Origin of the sequence: Streptomyces sp. NBC_00691 (assembly GCF_036226665.1) — a bacterium.
Lineage (GTDB): Bacteria > Actinomycetota > Actinomycetes > Streptomycetales > Streptomycetaceae > Streptomyces.
Map to the genome: position 1 here is coordinate 436,747 of NZ_CP109007.1, position 12,062 is coordinate 448,808.

A 12,062-nucleotide genomic window follows, 5' to 3' on the forward strand; every position below is an offset into this window, starting at 1 on the left:
TCGGGGTGGCGCCACTCCGCCCGGCGGGGGTCAGGGGGTGGCGCCGTTCGGTGCCACCTTCCAGCTTCCGTCGTCCACCACGTACGCCGTCAGGCGGCGGGTGATCGTATCGCCGCGCCCGTCGAAGGCGACGCGCCCGGTGACGCCCTCGAAGGCCGTACCGGCGACCGCCCGCGCGAGCTTCTCCCGCGCGTCGGCGGGGAGCCTGCCGCCGTCGGCCGTCACGACGGTCTTCACCGCCTCGACGAGAGCCCAGGTCGCGTCATAGGCGTAGGGGCCGTACCAGCCCGGCGGTTCGGGGTAGTTCGCCGTGCGGTAGCGCGCGAGGAACGCCTGCCCCGCCTCAGACTCCTCGGCGGGTACGCCGATCTGGGTCGCGAGGTCGCCCTCGGCCTCCGGATTCTCCGTGGGGTACCGCAGGTCGAAGATGCCGTCGCCACCCATCAGGGGCACGTTCACCCCCGCCTGTTCGAGCTGCCGGGACAGGGGCGCCGCGGCGTCGTAGTAGCCGCCGAAGTAGACGGCGTCGGCGCCTGAGGCCCGTACGCGCACGGCGAGGCCCGCGAAGGCGCGTTCCGCGGGGTCGACCTGCTCGGTGCCCACGACGGTCCCGCCGAGTTCGGTGAACGTGTCCGTGAAACCGGCGGTGAGCGTGGTGCCGTGGGTGCTCGTGTCGTCGATCACGTAGAGCCTGGTCTTCTTCGCCTCGTACAGGTACCGGGCGGCGAACGGCCCCTGGTCGACGTCCGTGGCGATCGTGCGGAAGTAGGTGGAGTGGGGACGGGACGTGTGGCCCGTGGCCCAGTCGGGGCCCAGGGTCAGCGTGGGATCGGTGTTCCCCGGTGACACGGTGACCACGCCCGCCCGCGCGAGCGGGGGCACCAGCGTCCGGGCCACGGAGGAGTTGAGCGGGCCGACGACGCCCAGAACCTTCTCGTCGGCCACGAACCGGGTGGCGTTGGAGGCTCCCTCGGCGGCATCGGCCGCGTCGTCCAGGGCCTTGATCTCGAAGGTCACGCCGGGCACGTGCCGGGACTCGTTGGCGGTCCTGACCGCGAGGTCGGCGGAATTCCTGATGCCGAGGCCCATCGAGGACATTTCGCCGGTCAGGGGCGCGTCCACACCGATCACCACCGTGATGGGGGTGTTCCCGGCGCCGCTGCCGCCCGCGCCTCCGCGGGCGACGTCGTCGTCGCGGGTGAGGACCCACGTCAGGAGGGACCCCGAGGTCAGCACCCCCAGCGCCGTACCCAGGACCGCGGCGCGCCGGGTGAGTCCCCGCCGCTGGTCCGACGTCGGCTCCCGGTGCTCCGGGGCGAGCGACGCGTCGAGCGTGACCGGCTTCTCGCCCTGAGGCACGGGGACGGGCGCGGGCGCCGGCGGGGTGGACGGCCGGTCGGGGACGGGCGCGGGCGCCGGCGGGGTCGACGGCCGGTCGGGGACGGGTGGGCGTGGAGTGCCGAGGGAGGCCCCGGAGTCGAGGACCGTCGGCGTAGGCGTGGGTGGAGCCGAGACGGCCCGCAGCACCGACGCGAGCAGCTCGGCCGCCTCCGAGGCGCCCAGGCGTCGTGCCGGGTCCTTGGTGAGGAGCCCGTCGAGGACGGGGGTCAGCGGCCCGGCGTGGACCGGTGGCCGGTGCGGGCTGGTGAACACCGCCACGGCGAGGGCGTGGAGCCCGTCCACCTCGAACGGCGGGCGTCCCTCGACGGCGTGGTAGAGGGTCGCACCGAGCGCCCACAGGTCGTTGGCCGGAGTCGGCCGCTTGCCTTCCAGCTGCTCCGGCGCCATGTACTGCGGGGTGCCGATCACGATTCCGCTGTGACTCAGCTTCGTCGTGGCGTCGGCGAGGTGGGCGATGCCGAAGTCGGTCAGGACGACACGGTCCTTGGTCAGGAGCACGTTGTCCGGCTTGATGTCGCGATGGACGATGCGCGCCCGGTGCGCCTCGGCCAGGGCGTCGAGCAGGACGGTGCCGATCTCCGCCACCCGCCGTACGGGCAGCCTGCCGTGGCTTCGGACGGCACCGGCCAGGGACTGCCCGCGGATCAGCTCCATGATGATGACGGGGGCTCCCTCGTGCTCCACGACGTCATGGACGGTGATGACCCCGGGGTGGCTGAGAGTCACCGCCGCACGGGCCTCGCCGGTGAACCGCCGGAGCAGCACGGCTCGGTCGTCGTCGTCCATCCCCGGCGGGAACAGGATCTGTTTGACGGCGACCTCGCGTCCGAAGAGCTGCAGGTCGAGGCCGCGCCACACCCGGCCCATGCCGCCCTGGCCGATGCGTTCGACCAGCTGGTAGCGGCCGGCGATGAGTTCGGGATGTGGCTCGGTCACGCGCACACTCTAGGACCTGGTGGTGTTCTCAGGTGACGGAACGACGGCTTGATCACGCCTACGGGTGCGAGGGGCGGCTCGCCCTCCTCAGGTACGGGACAGGGCGTCGACGAGGGCCAGTTCCTCGGTGTCGAAGTCGAGGCCGCGGAGCGCGGCCACGCTGTCCTCGAGCTGTCGTGTGCTGCTCGCGCCCACCAGGGCCGAGGTGACGCGGCCTCCCCGCAGCACCCAGGCGAGGGCGAGCTGGGCCAGGGTCTGGCCGCGGGACACGGCGATGTCGTTCAGGGCGCGCAACCGGGTCACCAGGTCCTCGGTGACGGAGTCGCGGTTCAGGAAGGGGCTGTCGCTCGCGGCCCGGGAGTCCTCGGGGATGCCGTCCAGGTAGCGACCGGTCAACAGGCCCTGTTCCAGCGGGGAGTAGGCGATGGAACCGATCCGCAGTTCGTCGAGGGCGTCGAGCAGTCCCTCGTCCTCCGGACGCCGGTCGAGCATCGAGTAGCGGGGCTGGTGGAGGGTGAGCGGGGTGCCGAGCTCGCCGAGGATCCGGGCGGCCTCGCGGGTCTGCTCGGCCGAGTAGTTGGAGACGCCGACGTAGAGCGCCTTGCCCTGCTGGACCGCGGAGTGGAGGGCGCCCATGGTCTCCTCCAGGGGCGTCTCCGGGTCGAAGCGGTGCGAGTAGAAGATGTCGACGTGGTCGAGCCCGAGCCGGCGCAGGCTCTGGTCCAGGGAGGACAGGAGGTACTTGCGGGAACCCCACTCGCCGTACGGACCGGGCCACATCAGGTATCCGGCCTTGGTGGAGACGACCAGTTCGTCGCGGTAGGGCGCGAAGTCCGTCCGCAGGAAGTCGCCGAGTGCGGACTCCGCCGCGCCGGGCGGGGGGCCGTAGTTGTTCGCCAGGTCGAAATGGGTGATCCCGAGGTCGAAGGCGCGGCGCAGGATGGCGCGCTGGGTCTCCGCCGGGCGGTCCGGGCCGAAGTTGTGCCACAGCCCCAGGGAGAGGGCCGGGAGCTTCAGGCCGCTGTGCCCGGTGCGCCGGTACAGCATGTCGGCATATCGATCGGAATGTGCGGTGTACAACGCGACTCCATGGCGGTGGGAACGGCCCCCGGTCACGGGGGTGCGGCGGGGGGACCGCCGTGCCGCCACCAATCTCCCCTGTCCCGGGGGCATGAATCCAACAGGAGAATCCGATGCGATTCAGCGAGTAGCCTTCTGAATCATGGAACTGCGCCATCTCCAGCACTTCGTCGCCGTCGCCGAGGCACGGCACTTCACGCGGGCCGCGGAGCGGCTCATGGTCTCCCAGTCCGGTCTCTCGGCGTCGATCCGGGCCCTGGAGCGGGATCTGAGGGCTCCGCTGTTCGTACGGAGCACCCGCCGGGTGACGCTGACGGAGGCCGGGCGGGCGCTGCTGGTCGAGGCGGAGCGCATCCTCGCGCGGGTACGGGCCGCGCACGACGCGGTGGCGGCCGTGCAGGGCGTGGTGCGCGGCACGCTCTCCCTGGGGGCCGAGCAGTGTGTGGCGGGTGTCCATGTGGCGGGGCTGCTGGCGGCGTTCAGGCGACGGCACCCTGAGGTGGAGATACGGCTCCGACAGGAGGGCGGGCTCGCGCTGGCCGAGGACGTCGCCGCGGGGCGCCTCGACCTGGCCTTCGCGTACCGCACCCGGGCGGACTCCGAGCAGCTGCGCGCGGTGCCGCTGGCGGCCGAGCCGATGACGCTCCTGTGTCACCCGGCGCACCCGCTCGCCACGGCCCGGCCGGCCCTCGCGCTCCGGGACCTGGCCGAGCAGGACTTCGTCGACTTCCATCCCGGCTGGGGTCCGCGTCGGGCCACGGACACCGCCTTCGCCTCCGCGGGCGTGCCGCGCACCGTGGGGCTGGAGGTGAACGACGTGCACAGCCTCCTGGACCTGGTGGAGGAGGACCTGGGTGTCGCCGCCGTACCGCGGCATTTCCGGCACAAGCGGGAGTCCCTGCACGCCGTCGCTCTCACCGACGCCGGCGAGGCGGTCTACGAGACGGTGGCCCTGCTGCCACCGCCGCAGGCCACCAGCCCGGCGGCCCGCGCACTGATGACTCTCCTGGAGCGGGGAACCGTCACCTGAGGTGCGGGCGCGCCGCCCACGCGCCGCACGGCCTGGAACCCGGGTGCGGTCGGCCCGGGGCGGGTCTACCGTGGCGGCTCGGCACGTCGTGAGGGGGAATCATGGTGCTTGTCATGCCGGGGCGGCGGACATCGACGATGGAGCTGATGGCCGTCGAGGCGGCGGGACGGGGAATGGCGGTCGTGGCCGCGGAGGGGTTCTCCGGGGCATCGGGACCGGCGTACTGGTACGGCGGGCCGGAAGCGGGGGCCCGGCTGGCGGGGCGGCTGGGGATCGCGTTGCTCGAACCGGCGGACGACTGGCTCGCCGAGCTCCCGGAGGAGTTCACCGGGCGGGAGGTCCGTACGGCCACGCTCGCTGACGCGTGGGCGATCGGCCGGCCGACGTTCGTCAAGCCCCCACGGGACAAGTCCTTCCCGGCGGACGTGTACGCCGACGGCTCCCGGCTGCCCGCGGGCCTCGATCCCATGACGCCGGTGCTGCTGTCCGAGGTGGTGACGTTCGCCGCCGAGTACCGGCTGTTCCTGCTCGACGGACGGATCGCGGCGGCCAGCCGGTACGCCGTGTTCGGCAGGCTCGACCCCCGTCCGCTCGACGGGCACGGGCCCCTGGCCGCGGAGATCGCCGCGTTCGTCGACCGTCTGGTCGCCGCGGCCGGGCCCACCCTGCCGAGCGCCGTCGTGGTGGATGTCGGGCAGCTCCTCGACGCGTACCGCCCGGGCCGTCGGTGGGCCGTGGTGGAGGCCAACATGGCGTGGTTCTCGCACGCGTACGCCGCAGATCCGGCCCGAGTCCTGGATGTCGTGCTGCGTGCGGCGGGGCCGCGCGAGCGGGTGAGGCCGGAGGATCTCCCGTTCGTTCGGCACGGTTCGGCAGCGCGTCTCGGGCCGCACGGGCACGGCCGCCGCCGAGCCGGCGACGGAGCGCCGGTAGCGTGATGAGCCACCGCATGGAACGACCGTGCGCCCGGTGGTCCGTACGACGGCGTGCGGCGGAGAGCGATGAGGCCGCGATGACTGAACCGACCAAGCCCGAGGTCGAGCTTCCCGAGGGGGACGCCCCCACCGAACTGACGATCCGGGACCTCGTCGTCGGGGACGGGCCCGAGGCGAAGCCGGGCAGGGTCGTCCGGGTTCACTACGTCGGGGTCACCTTCGCGTCCGGCAAGGAGTTCGACGCCTCCTGGGACCGGGACCAGCCGTTCAAGTTCGCCGTGGGCGGCGGCAGGGTCATCAAGGGCTGGGACCGGGGCATCCGGGGGATGAGGGTCGGCGGCCGGCGCGAGATCGTCGTGCCCCCGCACCTCGGCTACGGCAAGGAGTCGCCCTCGCCGCTGATCCCGGCGGGCTCGACGCTCGTCTTCGTGGTCGACCTGCTCTCGGTCGCGGTCTGAGGCGGAGTCCGCCGGCTCGGCGGCTCCGCCCGGTCGACGGCCGAGCCGTCCGGGGGCGATGCCGACGCGTGCGACCACACGCGAACCGGATGCCCCGGGGGGGGCCGCCCTGGGAGCGGCGCGGGAGTCAGCGCCGTCACCCCGGGGCGGTCTCATGCGGCGGGCTGATGTCGCACGGACAGAGCCCGGTCCGCCTGAGGCGGTCAGAACGCGAAGGCCGCGCCTGAGTTCAGGGTGACGCCCATGGTGCAGGTGTTGGCGAAGGTGTACTCCCAGGAGGTGCGGGAGCCTTCCCACACACCGTCCACGGTGACGGTGACGGGGTCGAAGTGCTGCGGGCACATGCGGTCCGGATCGGGCGAGGTCAGCAGACCGTCGAAGGCGCCGCGCTCCGACGTGGCCTTGAGCTCGGCGCAGGCGGCCTCGGGGGCGGGGTGGGTTCCGCCGGCGGTCGGCGCGCAGCTGAGCGTGACCGCCCGCAGGACGACGGCCGAGCTCACGTCGGAGCCCTTGCTGATGCTCAGCACGACGGCGGAGGGCGCGTACAGGCTGTCCGTCCGGGCCTCCGCGGCGCCGGCGGTGCCGGCGAGACAGAGGAGAGCGGAGGCGGAGATCGCAGCGAAACGGCGAAGCATGACAGTGACTCACTTTCGATTCGAAGAGTTGAGGCGGCATCTACCTTTCGATCACCGCCCCGCTTGCGCTTCGGAGTGTGTCTGACACAGAGAGCGACCGCACCTTCGCGGTCACTATCCGGACATGCGCACCCACATGCCGGTGATCGAATGAATGTTCAGCAGGTCACGCCCGATGCCGGACGGTCTCACCACGGCCCCGCACCCGCTCGCTGCAGCCCCACGGCGACCGCCGGCCTGCGCAAGGACGCGTCAGGTTTACCGACCGGTCGTTCAGTACGACCGATTAGCGACGCTCACCCTCACCCCTATTGCCCCAAATGAGAGAAATGCCGCTTGCCGGTATGTTCTGTCACGAGGCCGCGCCTCGGCAGGCGTCCGCAGGGACCGTGCCGAATCCGAGGAATGCCTCATTTCCGTGAACACCCACAGGGGCGGGCCCGCCAGGGTCATCCCATCGGCACCATCCGGGCGGAGGAAATCCGTGGGAACGGTCCATACACAGGACGGCACCGGCATCTTCTACAAGGACTGGGGGCCACGCGACGCGCGGCCGATCGTGTTCCATCACGGCTGGCCCCTGAGCAGCGACGACTGGGACAACCAGATGCTCTTCTTCCTGGAGCACGGTTACCGCGTGATCGCCCACGACAGGCGCGGGCACGGCCGTTCCGGCCAGAGCGCGACCGGACACGACATGGACACCTACGCGGCCGACGTGACAGCGGTGACCGACGCTCTGGACCTGCGCGACGCCGTCCACATCGGCCACTCGACCGGGGGCGGCGAGGTCGCCCGGTACGTCGCCCGCGCCAAGCCGGGGCGAGTGGCGAAGGCCGTGCTCGTCGGAGCGGTCCCGCCCGTCATGGTCAGGTCCGACTCCAACCCGGGCGGCCTGCCGATCGAGGTGTTCGACGGCTTCCGGGCCTCCCTCGTCGCCAACCGCGCCCAGTTCTACGTCGACGTCCCGGCCGGGCCGTTCTACGGCTTCAACCGCCCGGGCGCCGAGGTGTCCCAGGGCGTCATCGACAACTGGTGGCGCCAGGGCATGAGCGGCGCGGCCAACGCCCACTACCACTGCATCAAGGCGTTCTCCGAGACGGACTTCACCGAGGACCTGAAGCAGATCGATGTGCCCGTTCTCGTCGCCCACGGCACCGACGACCAGATCGTCCCCTACGACGACTCGGCACCCCTGTCGACGAAGCTGCTGCGCAACGGCAGGCTGAAGAGCTACGAGGGTCTCCCCCACGGGATGCTGACCACGCACCCCGACACCGTGAACCCCGACCTCCTCGCCTTCGTCGAGGAGTGAGGGGGCGGAGACCGCCGCACGAGGTGCGGGGCTCCGGCGGGCGTCGCTCCCCGCGGGCCGGCTGAGGGCCGCGACCAAAGTCGTACGCGTGCCGCCGTCTCGGAGACTCTTGGCCGATGTCCGGCCCGGTACCGGCCTGTGAAGCTGGCCGGAAGAGCTACCGGGCCGGGCCCGTCAGGGGACGGGTCCGAGAGAGTGAGAGCGACGATGGTCAAGCATGAACCCCCGGTCACGGTGCGCCTGCCCGACGCGTGGCTGTGGGTCGTCATCCTGCTGGGGGCTTCGCTCGGCGTCGGTGCCGCGTTCGCGGTGGGCCCGGTCGCCGACTGGACGAACCGCCTCTTCGACAGCGCACCGGGCCCGCTCAGGCTGGTGGCCGCCCTGCCGCTCGCCTGGGCCGTGCCGGTGCTGACGCTCGTCGGCGCGTCGGCCGGGGCATGGCTGGCGGGCGTCTGGCGCGCGGAGAATCCCGTGGTGGAGGTGGGCGCGGACAGCGTCGTCGTCCATGCCGACGGCGGCGGTCGCCACGTCGGACGGGCGCAGTTCGCCGAGGTGTTCACCGACGGGCACGACCTGGTGCTGCGTGGTGCCGACGGCGAGGAGCACGTCCGCACCCGGGTCGACAGCGGCCTCGCGGGTCGCCTGCGGTCCGCGTTCGAGCGGCACGGCTATCCCTGGTGCGGCACCGTCGACCCGCACGAGTCCGCGTACACCTCCTGGGTCGACCACACGCCGGACCTCGACGAGTCCGCCCACGCGTTGCTGCGGAAGCGCCGACGGGCGATCGAGGACGACCGGACCGGCGCCGCCGACGCGGCCCGTGAGGAGTTGTGGGCACGAGGCGTCAGCGTGCGGGACCGCGGCAAGTCCCAGCAGTACCGCACGGTGTGACCGGGAAGGCTCAGGGCTGCGAGTGGGCGTCGAGGACTCCGGGAGAGGGCGGGGCCGCGGCGGGGAGGACGACGCGTACAGCCCCTTCGGAGACGACCCGTTGCCGACCGTTCACGTCGTACTCGGCGGCACCGCGCTGCCCTCGGGAAGGTACCAGCGGTGCGGCCGGATGAGCTCTCGCAGGCTGTCCGGACCCCAGGATCCCCGGGCGTACGGCTCCACCGGCGGCGGGGACTGCAGCAACGGAGCGGCCACCTCCCAGAGACGTTCGATGCCCGCGGCGTCGGTGAAGAGGGACTGGTCACCGAGCATCGCGTCGAGGATGAGGCGCTCGTATCCCTCTAGGGCATGGTCCTGGTTGAAGGAACCGGCGTAGTCGAAGACCATCTCGGCCTGGGCCAGGCGCATGTCGGGGCCGGGCCGCTTGGCCAGGAAGCGTGCGGTGATGGTCCCGGGGTCGTCGAAGTCGATGACCAGTTCGTTGTGGCGGCCGTCGGCGGAGTCCTGGGCGGCCGGCGGGAACATGCGCAGCGGTGGTTCGCGGAAGCCGAGGGTGATCACGTGGCGGCTCTCGGCCAGGGCCTTGCCGGAGCGGAGGTAGAAGGGGACGCCGGCCCAGCGCCAGTTGTCGATCTCCAGGCACAGGGCGGCGAGGGTCTCGGTGTCGGAGGCCGGATCGACCCCGGGTTCGGCGCGGTAGCCGTCGTACTGTCCGCGGACCACCCGGGCCGGGTCGACGGGGCGCAGGCTCTGGAAGACCTTGTCCTTCTCCGCGCGCAGGGAGTTCGCGTCGAGGGTGGCCGGCGGTTCCATGGCGACGAACCCGAGGAGCTGGAACAGGTGCGTGACGATCATGTCGCGGAAGGTGCCGGTGCCTTCGAAGAAGTGGGCGCGGCCCTGGATGTCGATGTGTTCGGGAACGTCGATCTGGACGTGGCTGATGTGGTCGCGGTTCCAGACCGGCTCGAGGAGTCCGTTGGCGAAGCGCAGGGCGAGGATGTTGTCGACGGACTCCTTGCCCAGGAAGTGATCGATGCGGAAGACGCGCGATTCGTCGAAGACGGAGTGGAGGGACCGGTTGAGAGCGCGGGCGGAGGCGAGATCCGTGCCGAAGGGCTTCTCCACGATCACGCGGGCGTTCCGGGCGAGTCCGGAGGCACCCAGTGTCCCCACGACGGAGGCGCACGCCTGAGGGGGGACGGCGAGGTGGTGGAGGAGCCGTGGACTGCCGCCGATCGCCCGCTCGGCCTCCTGCACGGCGGCGACGAGCGGGCCGGGATCGTCCGGGTCGGCGGCGCCGAAGGCCAGCCGGCTCTCGAAGTCCCGCCACGCGGCGCCTTCGGGCTTGGTCCGGCCGAACTCGGTGACCGCCTCGCGCGCGTGTGCGCGGAACGCGTCGTCGCCCAGGGCGACCGCCGCGGGAGCCGATCCGATGATCCGGTAGTCGTCGGGGAGCAGCCCCGCTCTGGACAGGTGGTACAGGCCCGGCAGGAGTTTGCGGCGGGCGAGGTCGCCGGTGGCACCGGAGATGACGATGACGTGGTCGTCGGGGGTGTGCCCGCCGGAGCTGGGGGGTGTGGCCACGTCGGATCTTCCTTTCGCCACGGCCGCCGGCCCCCCGTGCGTCGCGGAGCGGGCCCTGCCGCTGAATGGTGGTGCGGCCGGGCCATCGCGCGCGCCGCCCGGCTCACCTTCATGGGCCCACTGTGGTGCCGCCGCGGGAGTCCGGCACCCCCCGGCAGGCCGACAGAGCGACGCGGTCCCGCACGGGGGTCGGGTCTCAGCGTGGCTCGGTGGGCTCCTCACGGGGCGGGAGAGCCGCCATGGCCCACCGGATCGTCCCCGTCAGCGCCCGCCCCGACACCCGTACGAGCCCCTCGGGCAGGTACGGCGCGGGGTGGAGGCCCAGCAGGGTGCGCGCCCAGGGTGGCAGCAACCGGACCGCGTTCGACGCGAGGACGGCGTAGGGGCCCCGCGCGGCCCACGGCAACGGGGGTTCGCGGAGTACGAAGCGGGCCGCGTCCCGGGCCTGTGCCGTGGCGCGCAGCTCGGAGCGGTAGCTCGCCAGCCGGGCGGCGAGGGCGGCACGGTCGCGCGGCGGATCGGGGACGCCGAGGGCACGGGCGACGCGGGCCGCGTCGGCGATGTACCCGTCGTAGCCGGCGCCGTCCAGCGGGTCGGCGCCGAAACGCCGGTGTGCGCGCAGGAAGCTGTCCACCTCCGCCACGTGCACCCAGCACAGCAGGTGCGGGTCGGCGGCGTGGTACGGCTCTCCGGCGGGGGTGGTTCCCCTGATCCGCTCGTGCACCGCGCGCACGCGGTCGACGGCGCTCTGGGCGTCGTCGGCGGTGCCGTAGGTCGTGACGGCGAGGAAGGTACTGGTCCGCTGGAGGCGCCCCCAGGGATCGCCCCGGAAGCCGGAGTGCCCGGCGACGGCGGCCATCGCGCGCGGGTGCAGGGACTGCAGGAGTAGCGCGCTCAGGCCTCCGACGAACATGGACGCGTCCCCGTGGACGGTGCGGATGGGCCGCTCCGGGCCGAACCAGCGGGGGCCGGGGGCGCCGTGGATACGGGCCCGGTTCTGTGGCCCGGACGGTCCGGCGACATGGCTGAAGAGGCTGGCGCCGACCCGCTCACGCAGCCCCGGACCCGACTTCCCGGTCGTGTTCACGCCTCCATCCTCGCGCGCGAGCGACGGGAACGCCCCGCCGGCAACGCGGGTGCCCCGGTGATCAAGCGCAGGTGCCCCGGTGATCAGTCGTGCGGTACGTCCCCGACGGCCGGGCGATGCCCGCCGGCCGAGGCGGCCAACGCGTCCGCCACGACCGCCGCGTCCGCGTCCGCGACATCGGCCGGGTACTCCGGCAGCAGATCGTCCCAGACCGGCATCCACGACCCGTACAGCTGGGCCTGTCCCTCGGGCCGGGCGAAGAACCAGATGTGCAGGTGCGCGCCCCCGTCCCCGATGCGGTAGACGTGGGCTCGCGAGATGTGGGGCAGGGCCTGCACATGGCGGACGAGGTGGGCCGACAGGATCCCCAACTCGGCGGCCAGTTCGTCGGGCAGGTCGGCCATGTCGTAGTGGTCGAGCGGATGCAGCATGAGCACCAGCGGGACGCCGACTCCCGCGATCCGCGTGAGCCGCCATCTGTCGTTGAACCAGATCCCATCGCCCCGGTCACGGCACGACTCGCAGTCCGACGGGTCCTCGCCGTGTCGCGGAGGCTCGGGCAGAACGGGCGGGCGCAGGGGCGAGACGCGCAATCCGTCCGCTTCGAACGGGCTGATGCTCCACCCCGTCATGCGCGCGAGCGGCAGCCGCTGCTCGGCGTCGGCGGCGGCGAGCGCGTGTTCGTAGAATTCGTCAGGTCGCAGAGCCAT

Annotated in this window: 11 protein-coding genes; 5 read left to right on the forward strand and 6 right to left on the reverse strand. The window is 72.5% G+C overall.

All coding sequences use genetic code 11. The annotated features are described in order from the left end of the window. Positions 1–30: 30 nt before the first annotated feature. Together OG392_RS02125 and mgrA are read right to left on the reverse strand one after the other, a co-directional pair. Positions 31–2,337, reverse strand: a complete 2,307-nt coding sequence (locus OG392_RS02125) for a bifunctional serine/threonine-protein kinase/ABC transporter substrate-binding protein (protein WP_329274893.1) — start codon at positions 2,335–2,337, stop codon at positions 31–33. Positions 2,338–2,424: 87 nt separating this feature from the next. Next, positions 2,425–3,417, reverse strand: a complete 993-nt coding sequence (mgrA, locus tag OG392_RS02130; RefSeq protein ID WP_329274896.1) for an L-glyceraldehyde 3-phosphate reductase — start codon at positions 3,415–3,417, stop codon at positions 2,425–2,427. Between the two features lie 142 nt (positions 3,418–3,559). Between mgrA and OG392_RS02135 the strand changes: the two genes are divergently transcribed. The 3 genes from OG392_RS02135 (at position 3,560) to OG392_RS02145 (ending at position 5,840) form a co-directional block, all read left to right on the forward strand. Further along, positions 3,560–4,447, forward strand: a complete 888-nt coding sequence (locus OG392_RS02135) for a LysR family transcriptional regulator (RefSeq protein ID WP_329274899.1) — start codon at positions 3,560–3,562, stop codon at positions 4,445–4,447. Positions 4,448–4,584: 137 nt separating this feature from the next. Further along, a complete protein-coding gene (locus OG392_RS02140) occupies positions 4,585–5,385 on the forward strand; it encodes an ATP-grasp domain-containing protein (RefSeq protein WP_329287013.1) in 801 nt (266 codons plus the stop codon). 74 nt (positions 5,386–5,459) lie between these two features. Then, on the forward strand, positions 5,460–5,840 hold the full coding sequence (locus OG392_RS02145; protein WP_329274902.1) for an FKBP-type peptidyl-prolyl cis-trans isomerase: 381 nt from the start codon (positions 5,460–5,462) through the stop codon (positions 5,838–5,840). 203 nt (positions 5,841–6,043) lie between these two features. Here OG392_RS02145 and OG392_RS02150 read toward each other — a convergent pair whose 3' ends face one another. After that, positions 6,044–6,475 (reverse strand): subtilase-type protease inhibitor, encoded by a 432-nt coding sequence (locus OG392_RS02150; RefSeq protein ID WP_329274905.1) that lies wholly within the window; start codon positions 6,473–6,475, stop codon positions 6,044–6,046. 484 nt (positions 6,476–6,959) lie between these two features. On the opposite strand from OG392_RS02150, the gene OG392_RS02155 reads away from it, so the two are divergent. Continuing rightward, on the forward strand, positions 6,960–7,790 hold the full coding sequence (locus OG392_RS02155) for an alpha/beta fold hydrolase (protein ID WP_329274907.1): 831 nt from the start codon (positions 6,960–6,962) through the stop codon (positions 7,788–7,790). Positions 7,791–7,997: 207 nt separating this feature from the next. Next, positions 7,998–8,681, forward strand: coding sequence for a YqeB family protein (locus tag OG392_RS02160; protein ID WP_329274909.1), 684 nt, complete (start codon positions 7,998–8,000; stop codon positions 8,679–8,681). 111 nt (positions 8,682–8,792) lie between these two features. On the opposite strand, the gene zwf is transcribed toward OG392_RS02160, so the two are convergent. From zwf to OG392_RS02175, 3 genes are all read right to left on the reverse strand, one after another. Further along, the gene (gene zwf / locus OG392_RS02165) at positions 8,793–10,265 is read right to left on the reverse strand and encodes a glucose-6-phosphate dehydrogenase (protein WP_329274911.1); all 1,473 of its coding nucleotides are present in this window, start codon (positions 10,263–10,265) and stop codon (positions 8,793–8,795) included. Positions 10,266–10,461: 196 nt separating this feature from the next. After that, a complete protein-coding gene (locus tag OG392_RS02170; protein ID WP_329274913.1) occupies positions 10,462–11,352 on the reverse strand; it encodes an oxygenase MpaB family protein in 891 nt (296 codons plus the stop codon). Positions 11,353–11,435: 83 nt separating this feature from the next. Continuing rightward, positions 11,436–12,062: a hypothetical protein gene (locus tag OG392_RS02175; RefSeq protein ID WP_329274915.1), complete on the reverse strand. Its 627-nt coding sequence runs from the start codon at positions 12,060–12,062 to the stop codon at positions 11,436–11,438.